Genomic DNA, 14,940 nt, shown 5'->3' on the forward strand with positions numbered 1-14,940 from the left:
CATACAGGGATTTAAAGTAGGGTATTTATCTGTCATTGAATTTAAAAGGAGAGTAGGGAAGTGGATTAGATCAGGATTTCATAGCTTTCTGAGCCGATCAGTCCCTTTTGCAAATAGCGGGTTTATTTGGTTGAACAAGTCAGTTCAAAAATGGGCGTTAAACAGAGAATTACTGGCTTCAATTTTATAGGCCTATTTCAGTGTCATACACTAGTTTGTTGACTTAAATTGGCTTGCCGGTTAGTAGATGTGTCCTATAATCGATTACTGTCTGAGGTATTCCAATGGAGTTTGTTGATAAAAGTCCCGGAAAACCCGGATAAAATAGGAAGGTGATTCGAAGCCAACCAAGTAGGCGGTTTCGGAAACGTTGTTGCCCAGCTTGAGCAAATCAACGGCTTTGCGAAGCCGGTATTGCCGAATTAGGTCCAAAGGCGACAGTTGCGTCAATGTGTGCACTTTCCGATAGAGCGTTTTGCGGTTCATAGCCAGCTGGTCGGCCATGTCTTCTACGCTTAGCGCCGAATCATCCAGCCGGCTTTCCACCAGCTGGTAAAATCGGCTTAGAAACTGACCGGCTTTGGTCGGCAAAACCGCCCCTGACGTCAGGTCTTCTCCCGGCCTGGCCCATGGCTGGCAAAACTGGTCCCGTAAGTTTTGCTGCCGGGCCAGCAAGTTGCGCAGCCGCAACTGCAGTTCGTCGAGGTGAAATGGTTTGGTGAGGTACTCATCGGCACCGCACGCCAGACCTTGCATCCGACTGCTCTGCTCGTCGCGGGCCGTCAACAGGATGACGGCAATGTGGTCGGTGGCCGGGTCGGCTTTCAGACGCTCAATGAGCGCAAAACCGTCGAGTTTGGGCATTAAAAGGTCGGTAATCACCACATCAGGCAATTCTTCCCGGGCCACCAGCCAGCCTTCCTGTCCATTGCCCGCTACCCGAATTCGGTACGTCGTGGCCAGTTCGGCAACCATGAACTCCCGCAATTCGCGGTGATCTTCCACCACCAATATCAGCGGTAGTTGATCGGAACGGCTGGTTGGGGTGGCCAAATCATTTGTCGGGTGTTCCGGGTCAATCAGCAGACCGGGTGCCGGGATAGTGGTTGGTTCAACAGAATCTCTCACGCGCTGAATCGGAACCTCCAGCACAAAATCAGTGCCTGGAGCGTGGCCACCCACCCGGCTTTCGACCTGAATGGTGCCTCCCAGCCGGAGCGCTAGCTCACGAACCAACGCCAGCCCGATGCCGGTGCCCTCATACGCTTCCGTACGTGTTAGGTTCACCTGATAAAACCGGTCGAAAATGTACGGAAGCTGGTCTGCCGGAATTCCAATCCCGGTGTCCTGAACCGACAACCCCGCGCCGACGGGCGTCGGATACAATTCGACGCTGATACCGCCGGTGGCTGTAAACTTGATCGCATTCGAGAGCAGATTGTTAAGAATTTTCTCCCATTTCCCTGCATCGAACAGATACGTTCCGGTAGGCAATTCAGGCTGGTAAGTCAGCGTCAGGTTTTTAATGGCCGCCGAGGGACGAAACAAATCCACAATCTGCCCGACGAAGCCGGGCAAATCGCCCACCTCGTTGACCAGATCCATTTGCCTCGCTTCCAGTTTATGGATATCCAGCAACTGGTTGATCAGCTGCAATAATTGCCGGGCATTCCGCCGGACCATCGTGAGCTGGTGCTGATACGGCGTGGGAATGTCATCAATCTCCAACAGCTTATCCACCGGCGAAAGAATCAACGACAGGGGCGTACGCAGTTCATGGGTGATATTGGTGAAAAAGCGCGTTTTCATCGCATCTATCGCCTTCAACTGCGCGGCTTCCCGTAACTGGTGGACGTGCTGCCGGGTTTTTTCAATCGTCGCTTCCAGGTCCTGAAAATTGATGGGTTTGGTGATGAAGTCAAAAGCGCCCCGGTTCATCGCCAGCCGGATGTTGTCCATGTCACCATAGGCCGTCACCATCACCGTACGCACCAGGGGGTTGATTTCCGACAGTCGGGCCAGCAGAGTGAGCCCGTCCATGCCGGGCATGTTAATGTCGCTTAGCACCAGATCAATATCGGGCTGCTGCTCCAGTACCCGCAGGGCCTCCAGCCCATCGCGAACAAAGACAAAGTCATAAACACCGGTCCGAATCTGGGGCCGGAACCTTTTGCGGAACAGGGCTTCCAGATCCACTTCATCATCCACCAGCAGGATTTTGGTCTTCATCGATTAAGCAGACTAAGATTCGGATGATTTTACGCAAAAAACGAGAGAAATTACGCGTCCGCTGACGGAATGGGTAAACTTAGGGTGAATTCGGTACCCTGCCCCTCCTGACTGCTCACCGACAGATGTCCGCCATGACCTTTGGTAACAATATCATGACTTAGTGAGAGTCCTAGCCCCGTGCCCTGACCAGTGGGTTTGGTCGTGAAAAAAGGCTGAAAAATTTTCGACTTTACGCTATCCGGAATACCGGTTCCATTATCGTGAACCGTGATGATAACCAGCTTTTCCTGACGCGACGTCTGCACTACCACTTCCGGCTGGTAGTTGACGTTCCGAGCCAGTTGTTGCTGTTGATGGACGGCATAAAACGCATTGCTGAACAAATTCAACAGCACCCGGCCAATTTCCTGGGGGATCAGATTCACCTCGCCAATGGCCGGATCGAAGGCGGTTTGAAGTTTGCAGTTAAATGATTTGTCGTTGGCCCGCTGCCCCTGATAGGCCAGTCGAAGGTATTCATCTACCAGACCGTTGAGGTCGGTTGGGCGCTGCTCCCCAGTGGAACTGCGGGCGTGTTCGAGCATACCCTTGACAATGCTGGAAGCGCGCTGGCCGTGGTGCAGAATCTTACCCAGGTTGTCTTTCAGGTCGGTCAGCAGTTCCACTTCTAGTACCGGATCGTGTGCGCTTTTCTGGCGTTCTTCTTCCAATTCGTCCACCAGCTCCGAGCTGAGTTCCGAAAAGTTGGTGACAAAGTTCAGCGGGTTTTGAATCTCGTGGGCAATGCCCGCCGTCAGTTCGCCCAGCGAGGCCATTTTTTCCTTCTGAACCAATTGGGTCTGGGTCGTTTTCAGGTGGTTGAGCGTTTCTTCGATTTTCGCCTTTTGCTGCAGCAACACCGCATTGGTGCGTTGCTTCTGTCGGTTATTGCGCCATTGTATAAAAGCAATCAGAGTGACTACTACGACCAGAATCGCTAGGAGTGTCATGACGGCGTATTGTCGGGTTATAGCACGTTGACCCAACAAGTCTTTCTTTTCTTGCTCAGCTTTGGCCAGGGCCATTTTCTTGTCGAATTCATATTGCATTTTTACCTCCGTTAATTTCTGGGTTTTTTCCTGATTAAACAGGCTATCGCGGAAAACGATGTGCGCTTTGTAATTTTGGTAAGCCTGCCGGTAATTGCCCTGGGCACTGTCGAGTTTCGATAAAAACCGGTAGCCTTCAACCACACTCTGCAGGTACTTATCGTCAATGGCTGCTTTCAGCCCCCGTTCTAGATAGTCTCTTGCGCTGGCCTGTCGGTTCAATTTGCGGTGGATGTTTCCGATCAATAGCGTTACCTCGGCGACTCCGGATGTCTGCCTGAGTTTTTTCCAGTCGGCTAATGACGTCTGAAAATTTTCAAGGGCTTTGGTGTACAGTTTAGCGGCTTCCTGCTCATCACCGAATTGGTGGGCGGCTTCGCCCATGCTTTCGTATATTTCCCCTAAGGTCCTGTAGTTTAAAGGCACCATCCAATTCGGGCCATCGAACCCGGGTTGCTGAACGATCTGTAAAGCGTCCTGCGTGTACTGAAAGGCTTTAGCAAAATCCCGTTGGAACATGTAAACTTGGGCGATTGGGGTAAGGGTATGAGCAATGTCGGATTGATGACCGATGATTTTTCGAAGTCGCAGCGATTCCAGTAAATTCGTTAAGGCTTCCGGGTATTGCTTCTGTTCCAGAAAAATACCGCCGATAAAATAATAAATCTCAGCTGCCAGTGCCTGATTACCCGTTTCCCGGGCGAGTCTTAACGCTTTATATAGATAATTCAGTGCATCAGGAAGATTATTGAGTTGGGAATCAGTCGCGCCCAGATAATAGTAGATCCAAGCTAGCTCCCATTTATTACCCGATTTTTCCCGGGCAGGAAGAACGAGTAGAAAGTTTTGCCAGGATTTCAGGGTGGTTTCATAGTTTATCCTATTATAGAAATAGGTCATACCAATTTGATAATAAGCCTCAATCCGGAATTTTTCAGATCCTATTAGATTGGCCAGTGCCAGCATCTCGTTTGCCGTTTGGATAGCCTTTTCTGGCTCGTTATTGCGCTGATAATTCCCAATCAGTTTGGAGAGCGTATTGGCCCGGTTGGTGTCTTTCTTTTGCGTCTTCAGCACGGTTAGCAGTGAGTCGATCCGGGCGGGTTGGGCAAAAACAGGGCGGCTCGCTATAATGATGACCAGCAGTAAAAAGAGAAAGTGGGGATGAAGCGTTTTCATCAGTGAAGTGGTTTAGTTGGCTGTCAGAATCCGTGAAAAGAAGTGTCCTGACCACCGGTTATACGCCCTTTCATAAAGAGTTCATTTTTAGGGAATTTTACAACCCCGGGGGTAGGTGGGCAAACCGAGTCCAGCCCAGAATTCCGGCGTTGATAACTGCTCGGTTCAGGGGGTAGTTCAGCAGAATGGCAGGCCGCAAGACTGGTCAGGAAGCAGGGCATTAGCCAATAAAGCAAATGTCGGGTAAGGGTTGGCAGGAAATAGTGTATTTTCATGAGTGACACGAAGTTGACGATTAATAATCCAGCTTGGACTCGTCAAAGGTCTCCCGAATAGCACAGAAAGGATGGCAGATTTGGGGTAAATACTAGTTCATTTGTCTCAATACAAACTCGAAATTGTTTAGAATGACATCGCACTTCACTTCTTATAGTGTTTTTGGTAACCGTCAAGCCGCTGAAATGGCAATTTCGGATGGATGAGGTTATAAACACCTATAAATTATAGCTTTCTGAACCTTTCATACTCAACACAGAAATCTTGTTCTCAAAAAAGAAGCGTGACTGTTGCACTATGGACACTCTTTGTTTTGTCTAGCTGTCAAAAATGGTATCCGCAGGCGTCGCAGTGATGCCCTGCGGACCGTTTTTCAAACGTATGACCCACATAGAACAAGTGTAAATCATTGGGTAGACTGCCGCTTTAATTACCCAGCCAAGAGTTCACATCGATGATGATGGAATCAGGAAAAAACCTTACTCAAAGGAAATGCCGCAGCGGTGGTTCGAAACAGAAGTTATTCCTATCTCCAGGTGAGCGCCTGCTTCAATCTGTGTTCATTGGTGCGCCACTCTAAACTGGTTCAGACCGGTTTCACCGTGTACGTTCACGAAGCCGTTTCAAACGCTTGCCCGTCCACGTTCCTGCTGATTCAGGGCTTGATTTGAAGCCGGATTATAGACGTTTCGAGTAATCTGCAACTTTACTGCATCCCGGCAGTTAAGGGTATGACATAAAAAAAAGCCAATCGGTCCCAACAAAAAGTATACAACCACAGAAGATTCCCATGAAAAAGGACAATCAACTAACCCGACGCCAGGCCATAGGCGGGATTGGAAGCACCCTGGCGGCAACCGTATCGGTCGGTCCTCTAAACGCTTTTTCGGAAGGGCAAAATGCCCAGGCCGCCGTTCCGGTACCACTCAGCGATCCAACCACTAAATATCCCAAGCCTCCCTTTACGACGCCCATGCAACCATGGCCGGGTTTAGCCAGCAAAATGATTCCTCGTCCTGATCATGGCGAAACGAGCTATAAAGGGTCAGGTCGTTTACTGGGCCGCAAGGCATTAATTACCGGAGGAGATTCAGGCATGGGTCGAGCTGCCGCCATTGCCTATGCGCGGGAAGGAGCCGACGTGGCCATCAATTACCTGCCGGCGGAAGAATCTGACGCCAGAGAGGTGATTGATCTGATCAAAAAAGAAGGCCGAAAGGCCATTGCCATCCCGGGCGATATTCGGGAAGAAGCCTTTTGCCAGCGGCTGGTTGAACAAGCGGTGAAAGGGCTCGGTGGGTTGGATATTCTGGTCAGTAATGCCGCCCGGCAACAAAGCCGTGAATCCATACTGGATGTCTCTTCAGAGGACTTCGACGCGACGATGAAGACCAACATCTACGCACCGTTCTGGATCATCAAGGCCGCTTTACCACACCTGTCACCTGGCTCTTCTATCATTGGAACCACGTCCGAACAAGCTTATGATCCGTCGCCCAATTTGTACGATTATGCCCAAACAAAAGCGGCCACAATGAATTTTGTCAAGTCGCTGGCGAAACAACTGGGGCCAAAAGGCATCCGGGTGAATGGTGTAGCCCCCGGCCCCATTTGGACTCCGTTGCAACCCAGTGGTGGTGCTACGGCGGAAAAATTAAAGACGTTTGGCGGTGATACCCCGCTGGGTCGGCCTGGCCAACCCGTTGAGCTGGCCTCGATTTATGTTCAATTGGCCGCTAACGAGGGTAGCTACGCCACCGGGCAGGTATACGGTGCTGCCGGTGGTAAGGGTCAACCTTAACACCGGTCAGGAAGGAAGAGAAGGATTATAAATCGAGCCCGTGTGGCCCGGTCACTGAAATGTACGTATGGGGAGCCTTTCACCCGTGGTGTCTTCCCTCATTTCCGGGGCTTATGCAATGCATGTAGTCGATGGCGACGATAGCTTGTCACCTAACTTGCGTAATAAGCATTCGATGAATGATAAGGTTGTATAAGAATGGGGGAAACTCATTCCTTATATGACCTTTTTTTTGATAAGGCTCCGCTTAGGCAATGGAAATTGTCACCGCAGCCAACGCATGATACTCGGAAAACCCAATTGGAATTCATTGTATCCAGTGCCCAATCCTCAACCGAGCGTGCGGCCCGCTTTAACCGGCCCATAATTGGGGACCATTCTTAAATATAGCCGTAATCAATGAGTGGCTTTGGCCGATTCAGTGTCAAAAGTTCTGTACAATCGTTCTGGTACTGAGGCTAATTTAGCCGGCTGTAGCTGAGAACCAAGCCCATAAAAATGCTGAAAACTCATGATAAGCGGCTTCCATTTGTTGGGGTCAACATGGTCCGGGTTGGCATCCGAAAGAATCGACCCCGCTAAATGAACCCGAACAACTTTTAATTCCAAGGCTACACTTCGAATCTGGTCAATACCCGTTTCGGCCCCTAACGGATGAATGGAGACAAATCGCGCTTCCAGGTGAACAGGACACTCCAACACGCGGGGTGCCTTGACCAGATTTGATTCCAGGGGAGTCACTCCCGCTTTTTTGAATTTGTCAGCTTCATAGCTATATCCTTTGGCTAGTTTCCCCGCAGGTACTGGACTCGTTCCGGTTAGGAGTGCCAATCGGTCAACTGCTTCAACTTGATCCACGGAGGGTAAGTTAAGCACACATTCTCCACTACGCAGAATGTTTTCAGTTGTTTTGGAATGGGCGGCTATACCAATCATGCAGCGATAACCGAGCCAAAAGGCGGATGATATAGGAGCTAGGTTGTAGGTTTGATCGCTATTGGTGGTGCCAACTAGCACAACAGGGGTGCCAAAGTACAAAATGGAAGGGTTGCTGATATGATGCATTGTCTTGTGCTTTTTGCGCTCAAAGCACGGTCATTTTAGCCTGGCTACCAACCCGATTCTTGCTCAATAAACAAAGGCATCATCTCAAAAAAATCTTGTGGCTGTTATACAACTTAAATCGATAAAACACCTCCGGTTTGGAATGCTGGTGTAGCTCGGTTTCTGCCTCACCAAGTACCCGTGCTGACTATATGGCAGATAAAACGGGCAGGCATTTCGAACTAAAATGAATTGTGCCCCAGCCACAAGCATTTCTTGAGACGACTAAGACGACATTCCTTATTAGCCTAGTTTGTGATAAACATTCAAAAGCCATTTGATGACTCAACTTTCATCGGTTAAACGCCTATCAATAGCCGACCATTTAGCGTTTTACACACATAAGCTGCCCCCCATATTCTGAGGTGGTTCTGCGCAATGATCATGGTAGCCAATTTATCGCCCACAAAGTGCGTAATTTTCTGAAAGCATCGCAGATGAAGCAGGACGGGGGCGCCCGTTCGCTTCACCCATGTGGCAACTCCCGAAGAGAATGCCTACATTGACCGGGCGGCCGGCGGTTCACAGTATTCTGGAAAGAGCGGTTATCGAGCGAAATGAATTCGCCAGCTACTACGAAGCTAAAGAGACATTACATCGGTTCGTTACTCATTACAACACTAGTCGCCTTCACCGGTCAATCGGCTTTGTAACTCCACAGCAAAAGTGGGACGCGGCCCATCAAATGGTAGTGGTAAGTGACACAACTATTCTAGAAGAAATGCCCAACTGATAGGGACTAAGACCGTGCGAAACCCTAAACATCCTTTCAACAAAGGGGAGGAAATGAAAACATAAATAAACAAACGTTCGTTTATTAGATAAAAAACCTAACTTAACTCAATAAGCTATGCTCCCTGTTTTTCTCTTCATTCATGGTGGCTTTCATGGTGCCTGGTGCTGGAATAAACTGCTCCCTCATTTACAACCACATGCCCGTCAGGTATTGACGCCTGACTTTGCAGGTTCAGGGAAGGAACATGGGGAACTGATCCAATCCCTAAGCCGCTTGGTTGAGAAACAAGCACAACCGGTTATCCTGGTGGGCCATAGCTCGGGTGGTATGATCATAACGGAACTGGCCCAACGCTACCCCGAAAAAATACAGGCCATGGTATACCTGGCGGCTTTCTTATTGCCAGAAAACATATCTCCTCCTGAAATTATGAGACAGGATAAAACGTCATTACTCCCCCAGGCTTTGCAAGTGGATCCAGATACCCATCGCGTGAGTGTTAATCCCCAAATGGCTAAAGAGGTATTTTATGCAGACTGTACTGATGAAGTAGGTGCTTGGGCAGTTGCTCATTTAACCTCTGAACCACAAGTGCCTCAAAGTACTAGTAGTAGCAGCAACGAGAATTCTAATCAACTTGAAGTTAAGTCAACTCCACCCCGTTTCTACATTGAGACGCAATTAGACCGGGCTCTTAGTATAGACATTCAGCGGCAGATGTACCAACGATTGCCATGCCAAAAAATCTATTCAATGAGGACAAGTCACTCACCTTTCCTCTCCCAACCCGAGGAATTAACTAAAATTCTTTTAGCTATTCACAAACAAGTTAAGCCGTTGACTTAAATCGGAACTGTTATCAACTTGGGTAGTGTCCAAATGTGGTGGTCTATTATTATAAATCTCGACCGTCTCAAATAACGCTCGCGTAGCTTAATCAGGAATTGATACCTTTTTGAACCTATTCATTCTCAACACAGAAATGGGGCATCTCTTGGGTCAATAAGCTCCTTCACAAACTACCGCTCTAAGGTTATCAGGGTTCCAAACAGGGCAGAGTCTTATCAATGAAGACATTGTCTCACAAACGAGCGTTTCAGGAGACAACAATTAGCTTCATTGATGTCCAGTTGTCAACAAGCTATGTCCGGTTTTGATGGTAAGTCATTTCCTTCTAAACCATTTATTGTCCCATAGTTAATGGTTTATAAAAATGACACTAAATTTTTCAGACTAATCGACGAGAAGCTTGTGAGCTTTCGCGAAAAAACGCTTTATTTCCACGAAAGACTAGAAATTTGATTGAACTGCTATGAAATTTTCATTCATAATTATCGGCCTTGTAAGTAGTTTACCCCATGCAATGCTTGCTCAGAGGAACGATTTGCCAAACTTTAATCAAACTTTACAACTTGAAAAGCAATCGGATACAACAGCGAATGTAAGTTTCGGTGATTTTGATGGAGATGGCCATCTTGATCTACTGCTGGTGAAGGGAAGACATTGGCCCATCGTAGACCGGGTTCTCCTCGGTAATGGGAAGGGCGGTATAAGAAAGGCTTACAGCCTGGGGAAAGTATCCGACCGATCATACACCGGGGGGGTGGCGGATTTTAACGGCGACGGTTTTCCTGATATTGCCATTAGCAATGATTCGCCGGATAAGAAGCTAATTTATGTTAATGATGGGAAAGGAAATTTTACGGTTCACTCTGAATTCGGCCTTCCTGATTGGCCAACAAGGAATGTTTCCATCGCTGATCTTAACGCTGATGGATTGCCCGATCTTATTTTAGCAAACAGAGGTAATAAGGAAACGGTGAATTATATCTGCCTAAACAGAGGAAAAGGACAGTTTACTAGCAATTGCCTTCCCTTTGCTCCTTACCCCGCCACCACGATTGCGCCTGCGGACATGAACCAGGATGGTTTTATTGACCTTGTTGTACCGCACCGGGACGGTGGCCAGAGTTATGTATATCTGGGTAACTCAACGGTTAGCTTTTCAGATGCCCGTCGTATTGCATTCGGGCTACCTGACGCTACGATTCGGGTGGCAGCCGTAGCCGATGTGAACACGGACCATTTCCTTGACATTGTAACTGTAGACGAAAAAAAAGGAGTGAGCATCTATTTTGGCCAAAAAGATCAAACCTTTTCAGCCGGTATTCTCTTAGCGGATTCAAAGGTAGTTCCTTATGCACTTACCTTGGCCGATCTAAACAACGACAAGAAAGTTGATATCCTGGTGGGGCATATCGAAGCTCCGTCGTCAATATTTTTTAATGACGGGACAGGCCACGCTTTTAAAACAATTTCTTTCGGCGATTCTAAGGGGACGGTGTATGGGTTTGCAGTCGGTGATTTCAATGAAGACGGTAACCTAGACATCGCTGCTGCGCGCTCAGAGGCACCCAATATTCTATACTTTGGAAATAGCAACCAAAGGTAGAAACAAGAGAAGTAGTAGGTAAGGGATTGACCTTACGAACGCGTTCCCGCACTAGTTTTGTCCTACGTTCGTCTAATTAGTCAGTCGCGCAAAACGTTTCTTCGGCAGAAAAGCAGCCAAAATCCTAGCCTTTTCAGAAAGTGGTCTATTGTATCTCAAATGCTCGTCCGCTTGGCTCACGACGGCATCATCTGGGGCAGCTGTCCCTTTTTCAGTGGTGACCATCCCATTCACTTATCAATCTCTGACACACCACCCTCTCTGGGCCCACGCGGACAAAATGTGATACCTGCCTAACCCTTCTACTCATACCTTCTTGAACTAATTCTATGTAGAAAAGAAATCTCATCTATTATGGGTCAACAGTAGGTTCATAATCCAATTTTGGCAAGTTGTATTCATTCTAGAAACAAGGCTTTGGTCTTCTTCCTAAAATACGAGCGTATTTTGAGAATATATAATCTCTAGGTGCAACAGCAGTTGAAATTAAACAACTGTTAGGTGAAGCCATCACTGGCACAGTTCAATTTAAGTGTCGATATTCGCTTGGGGCATAGCCCGTCTTATTTTTGAACAACCGGCTAAACTGGGATGGATACCCAAAACCTAAAGCGTAAGCGATCTCGCTGACAGATTGATCGGTGCTCCATAGGAGCGATTTCGCTTTATCCACCACCTGTAAATGGATGTATTCCTGCGTAGTCTTGCCTGTGAACCGGTGTAAAAGATCAGATAGATAATTTGGTGAGAGATGCATCTGCTCAGCGAAATAAGCCACACTCGGCAAACCGGTGTTAATCAGCGTGGGCTGGGCAAAATAATCGTTCAGCAGTTTTTCAAACTGCTGAACGGCATCGTTGCTTACTTTCTGGCGGGTATAAAACTGCCGCTCGTAAAAACGGCTACAATAGTTGAGCAGCAGTTCTATATTGCTCTGAATCAAGGTATGAGTGTGCTTGTCGATGTTCTGCGTATATTCTTTTCGAATGTTTTGTAGACAGGCTTCCAAGGTGTCTTTTTCTTCTTGGGAGATGTGCAGAGCCTCCGATATTTCGTAGTAAAAAAACGTGTATTCCTTGATTCGTCGCCCTAACGAACAATTATAAATCAGATCGGGATGAAAGAACAATCCCCAGCCTGTTTCAGCGTATGAATCAGCACGGGAAGTAATCACCTGGCCTGGCGCAGTGAACATCATCGATCCTTCGCTGAAATCGTAATAAGATCGACCGTATTTGACCGTTCCATTTACCTGTTTGCAGAAGATGGTATAAAAGCTTAACCGGTAAGAAGCCGCTTTCTTACGATAATTAACCTGAGTTTTGGCCAAATCAACCACTGTAATTAAGGGGTGCTTCGGTTTACCTACACCATACAGTTGGTGTAGTTCACTAATCGAATGAATATCAATGAATGATTCTGGCATACAACAAATTCAGCTAATAAAGCCGACACCTTCACTGAGTTAATAGTCACGCATCAGCGAGCTAAAGTCTTTATTACTGTCCTGGTATTTACTGTCTATAAAGAACTGCCCATCTCCGCCCACGACATAGCGCAACCGACTCTGTTGGTCCGTAGCCGCTTCGTAAATAGTTCGGGCAACATCTTCTGGGCTAGCTTTAGGCAATGTAGTGAAGATCGTTTCCAAGTGTTTAAAAAAGGCCGTCATGATGGGCTCATAAGCCGCAATGTCGTTTTTGCTAATCTGCCTTGAACTACCGAAATTAGTGGCTACACTGCCTGGCTCGATAAGCTTTACGCTAATGTTAAGGGGTTGGAGTTCATGAGAAAGCGACTCGGAAAAGCCTTCTACAGCGAACTTGCTGCTGATATAAGGGCTCCCGAATGGCATACCTACCTGCCCGGCGAATGAGGAAATATTGATGATGGTACCACTTCCTTGTTTACGCATATGGGGCAGGACAGCCCGGGTCACATCCATCAGGCCAAACACATTAACGTTAAATTGTTTCAGAATCTGTTCACGGGTGGTTGATTCAAAAACGCCCATTTGACCATAACCAGCGTTATTAACTAGGACATCGATGCGGCCAAAATGCCGTATACCTGCCTCTACGGCTCGGGTTATGGATGCCTCATCCTGAACGTCAAGTTGAGTAACCAACACGTTTGGTAACTGATCGAGTCCTTGTACTTCTTGAGGGGAACGCATGGTAGCGACGACATTCCAGCCCTGTTTTTGAAATAAGGTAGCCGTTTGGTGTCCGAAACCAGAGGAAGCCCCGGTGATAAATACTGTCTTCATCATTGCCTGATATTGTTTTGTCAGTGCAAAGAACGGGAAGCCATACGTGTTAGGCTTAACACGATCTACGCAATGCTTAACAGTTTGACGGATCGAGACTTGGTATTTATAAAAATAGATTTGAAAGACATTAACTCGCCCAATGCCCGAAATACGGTTACGTCAATCTTTCTTCGTCTCAGGTATGAGTGTCTTTTGAGACAAGAGATTGTTTCATTATTTCTGCAAGCGTTTCTTGTGGTTTCTTCCCCATTCCTCCATTGTGTTCGCCACACTTTGAATACTTAAACAATACTCGGTAACCGCGTACTCAATCCGAACAGGATAGTCATCAACCACCTTTCGGGTAATCATCAAGTTATCTTCCAAGTGCTTTAATTCTTTGGAAAGTACGCGATTAGTGATCTTGGGGATGGAATTACTGATGTCGTTAAAACGCTTATTGCCGCTATAAATGGACAGAACAATCGGAATTTTCCATTTACCCCCGATCACATACATCGTATCTTGAATGGCTGCAATTTTCTCCTGAAAACGATTTTTGTCTTCCATGTATTTAAGTATCCTTTTGTATACAAGTATCAAAGGTATACTTCAATACGGTAAGTTTACGGCTCAAACAACATAAAAATGGAAACCAAATGAAAACTATTTTTATCACCGGTGCATCAACCGGAATTGGAAAAGCTGCCGTTAAACTATTTCAGGCACGGGGCTGGAAAGTTATCGCCACAATGCGAACGCCAGAAAAAGAGAAAGAATTAACACAACTGCAGAATGTAGTCGTTCTGCCACTTGACGTTACGGATGTTACGCAGATAAAATCAACTGTCGAAGAAGCCATTTCGCTGGTTGATATTGATGTTGTGTTGAATAATGCAGGCTATGGTCTGCTGGGCTCTCTGGAAGCATTGACCGATGAACAAATTACCCAGCAAATTGACACTAATTTCTTGGGAACAATTCGCGTTACTCAATCCTTCATTCCCTACTTTCGGGAGAAGCAGAGTGGGTTATTTATTAATGTAACCTCAATTGGTGGACATACTAGCTTCCCCTTTACAAGTGTTTACAACGGGACAAAATGGGCTGTTGAGGGGTGGAGCGAATGCTTATCGATTGAATTATCTATTTTTAATATCGGTATTAAAACGGTCTCGCCGAGTAGTACGAAGACCGAGCTGTTTAATAGTGATCGAGTGGTGCTACCATTGCCCTATTATGAAGCTGCCGAGAAAAAAATGCTCAGTATGATTAAACCAACTTCTGAACCGGAAGAGATTGCTCAAGTAATCTTTGAGGCCGCAACAGATGGTAAAGACCAACTACGATATTTTGCAGGTAAAGCGGCCCAAGCCATTTACAACCGTCGGCAGGAAGTCGGAGCAGAAGCTTCTAGAAAGGAAATCAAGAAAATGTACTTTGATGCACAACATGTTTAATTGTTAGCACTGCTCTGCATTAATAGCCCCTGCTCTGTAAATCAATAGTTGCGGGGGCTTTATTGTGGATTACGAACAACCACCATTAGGTGTGTTTCTTAAAACGCCCGTTTTCTCGGGACGCTGACCTACGCATCTCGCAGCCATTCTTAGTTTGAGCTACCGGTCTCAAAACCTGTCCGCGCGGGCGGCTCCGTCACAAATCAACGCGGCCGCCGGTGCGGTTCCAATTTCAGTGTCGTCGATGATTTCGTTCGACATTTTTAATACGTATGATTAACATCATACAGAAATAAAAAACACTTAAAGCCGACTGTCGCTAAAACACCCACTCCGGTGCTCATACCATTTATTCCAATTT

General features: G+C 47.1%; 11 protein-coding genes. 5 read left to right on the forward strand and 6 right to left on the reverse strand.

Translation table 11 applies throughout. The annotated features are described in order from the left end of the window. Positions 1–264: 264 nt before the first annotated feature. Both EHT87_RS30235 and EHT87_RS30240 read right to left on the reverse strand, forming a co-directional pair. Complete coding sequence (locus tag EHT87_RS30235; RefSeq protein ID WP_124910510.1) at positions 265–2,229, reverse strand: response regulator; 1,965 nt, start codon at positions 2,227–2,229, stop codon at positions 265–267. 50 nt (positions 2,230–2,279) lie between these two features. Continuing rightward, positions 2,280–4,499, reverse strand: a complete 2,220-nt coding sequence (locus EHT87_RS30240; RefSeq protein ID WP_124910511.1) for a tetratricopeptide repeat protein — start codon at positions 4,497–4,499, stop codon at positions 2,280–2,282. Between the two features lie 1,066 nt (positions 4,500–5,565). Here EHT87_RS30240 and EHT87_RS30245 point away from each other — a divergent pair. Beyond that, entirely contained in the window at positions 5,566–6,576 is a 1,011-nt protein-coding gene (locus tag EHT87_RS30245; RefSeq protein WP_124910512.1) for an SDR family oxidoreductase, read from the forward strand. A 396-nt stretch (positions 6,577–6,972) separates the two neighbouring features. Here the strand turns inward: EHT87_RS30245 and EHT87_RS30250 are convergent, their stop codons facing one another. Then, positions 6,973–7,641, reverse strand: a complete 669-nt coding sequence (locus EHT87_RS30250) for a flavin reductase family protein (protein WP_124910513.1) — start codon at positions 7,639–7,641, stop codon at positions 6,973–6,975. A gap of 532 nt (positions 7,642–8,173) precedes the next feature. Here EHT87_RS30250 and EHT87_RS31920 point away from each other — a divergent pair. The 3 genes from EHT87_RS31920 (at position 8,174) to EHT87_RS30265 (ending at position 10,868) form a co-directional block, all read left to right on the forward strand. Continuing rightward, a complete protein-coding gene (locus EHT87_RS31920) occupies positions 8,174–8,413 on the forward strand; it encodes an integrase core domain-containing protein (RefSeq protein ID WP_185716388.1) in 240 nt (79 codons plus the stop codon). A 117-nt stretch (positions 8,414–8,530) separates the two neighbouring features. Next, complete coding sequence (locus tag EHT87_RS30260) at positions 8,531–9,262, forward strand: alpha/beta fold hydrolase (RefSeq protein ID WP_124910515.1); 732 nt, start codon at positions 8,531–8,533, stop codon at positions 9,260–9,262. 466 nt (positions 9,263–9,728) lie between these two features. Further along, the gene (locus EHT87_RS30265; RefSeq protein WP_124910516.1) at positions 9,729–10,868 is read left to right on the forward strand and encodes an FG-GAP repeat domain-containing protein; all 1,140 of its coding nucleotides are present in this window, start codon (positions 9,729–9,731) and stop codon (positions 10,866–10,868) included. A 523-nt stretch (positions 10,869–11,391) separates the two neighbouring features. On the opposite strand, the gene EHT87_RS30270 is transcribed toward EHT87_RS30265, so the two are convergent. The 3 genes from EHT87_RS30270 to EHT87_RS30280 all read right to left on the reverse strand — a co-directional run bounded on the left by EHT87_RS30270 (position 11,392) and on the right by EHT87_RS30280 (position 13,689). Continuing rightward, the gene (locus EHT87_RS30270; RefSeq protein WP_124910517.1) at positions 11,392–12,294 is read right to left on the reverse strand and encodes a helix-turn-helix domain-containing protein; all 903 of its coding nucleotides are present in this window, start codon (positions 12,292–12,294) and stop codon (positions 11,392–11,394) included. A gap of 39 nt (positions 12,295–12,333) precedes the next feature. Continuing rightward, a complete protein-coding gene (locus EHT87_RS30275; protein ID WP_124910518.1) occupies positions 12,334–13,140 on the reverse strand; it encodes an SDR family oxidoreductase in 807 nt (268 codons plus the stop codon). Between the two features lie 213 nt (positions 13,141–13,353). After that, positions 13,354–13,689, reverse strand: coding sequence for a winged helix-turn-helix transcriptional regulator (locus tag EHT87_RS30280; protein ID WP_124910519.1), 336 nt, complete (start codon positions 13,687–13,689; stop codon positions 13,354–13,356). Between the two features lie 89 nt (positions 13,690–13,778). On the opposite strand from EHT87_RS30280, the gene EHT87_RS30285 reads away from it, so the two are divergent. After that, positions 13,779–14,579 (forward strand): SDR family oxidoreductase, encoded by an 801-nt coding sequence (locus EHT87_RS30285; protein ID WP_124910520.1) that lies wholly within the window; start codon positions 13,779–13,781, stop codon positions 14,577–14,579. Positions 14,580–14,940 lie beyond the last annotated feature (361 nt).

This window comes from Larkinella knui, assembly GCF_003858645.1.
Classification (GTDB): domain Bacteria; phylum Bacteroidota; class Bacteroidia; order Cytophagales; family Spirosomataceae; genus Larkinella; species Larkinella knui.

What these genes read in the sequence shown, in the direction of transcription:
- EHT87_RS30245 (WP_124910512.1), top strand. Translation starts at nt 5,566, where the DNA reads ATGAAAAAGGACAATCAACTAACCCGACGCCAGGCCATAGGCGGGATT.
- EHT87_RS30240 (WP_124910511.1), bottom strand. Translation starts at nt 4,499, where the DNA reads ATGAAAACGCTTCATCCCCACTTTCTCTTTTTACTGCTGGTCATCATT.
- EHT87_RS30280 (WP_124910519.1), bottom strand. Translation starts at nt 13,689, where the DNA reads ATGGAAGACAAAAATCGTTTTCAGGAGAAAATTGCAGCCATTCAAGAT.
- EHT87_RS31920 (WP_185716388.1), top strand. Translation starts at nt 8,174, where the DNA reads ATGCCTACATTGACCGGGCGGCCGGCGGTTCACAGTATTCTGGAAAGA.
- EHT87_RS30250 (WP_124910513.1), bottom strand. Translation starts at nt 7,641, where the DNA reads ATGCATCATATCAGCAACCCTTCCATTTTGTACTTTGGCACCCCTGTT.
- EHT87_RS30285 (WP_124910520.1), top strand. Translation starts at nt 13,779, where the DNA reads ATGAAAACTATTTTTATCACCGGTGCATCAACCGGAATTGGAAAAGCT.
- EHT87_RS30235 (WP_124910510.1), bottom strand. Translation starts at nt 2,229, where the DNA reads ATGAAGACCAAAATCCTGCTGGTGGATGATGAAGTGGATCTGGAAGCC.
- EHT87_RS30260 (WP_124910515.1), top strand. Translation starts at nt 8,531, where the DNA reads ATGCTCCCTGTTTTTCTCTTCATTCATGGTGGCTTTCATGGTGCCTGG.
- EHT87_RS30275 (WP_124910518.1), bottom strand. Translation starts at nt 13,140, where the DNA reads ATGATGAAGACAGTATTTATCACCGGGGCTTCCTCTGGTTTCGGACAC.
- EHT87_RS30265 (WP_124910516.1), top strand. Translation starts at nt 9,729, where the DNA reads ATGAAATTTTCATTCATAATTATCGGCCTTGTAAGTAGTTTACCCCAT.
- EHT87_RS30270 (WP_124910517.1), bottom strand. Translation starts at nt 12,294, where the DNA reads ATGCCAGAATCATTCATTGATATTCATTCGATTAGTGAACTACACCAA.